The sequence below is a fragment of the Acidimangrovimonas sediminis genome (genome assembly GCF_002871005.1).
Classification (GTDB): Bacteria; Pseudomonadota; Alphaproteobacteria; order Rhodobacterales; family Rhodobacteraceae; genus Acidimangrovimonas; species Acidimangrovimonas sediminis.
The window spans coordinates 1-337 of sequence record NZ_PHSN01000104.1; the positions used below are offsets into that span (position 1 = coordinate 1).

The 337-nt window shown below is 64.7% G+C and carries 1 protein-coding gene; it reads right to left on the reverse strand.

Going from position 1 to position 337, the window contains the following annotated elements; translation table 11 throughout:
• The coding region (locus CVV76_RS24525) for a transposase (RefSeq protein ID WP_146010405.1) at positions 1–337 on the reverse strand (337 nt) is incomplete at both ends.

Consider the following 337-nt stretch of genomic DNA (forward strand, 5'->3'; position numbering starts at 1 on the left):
TGGCGGACGATGGCTCGACCGTCGATAAGCAGGTTCAAAGGCCTGCCAGTGCGGCGATACGGGATTTGCACACCGATCCGCGCCTGGCGTCGGCACAGCGTCGAATAATCCGGCACCGGCCAGTCGAGCCCAGCCATCCGGATCAGGCTCTCGACCAGCCCGACCGTTTGCCGAAGTGGAAGGCCGAAGAGCACTTTCAGCGTGAGGCAGACCTGGACCGCTGCATCAGAGAATGTCTCGGGCCGCCCACGCTTGCCGGTCTTTCCGGCGTACCAGACCATGTCGGGATCAAACCAGACCGAGAGCGAGCCTCGCTGGCGTAGCGCGGCCCTCGCCA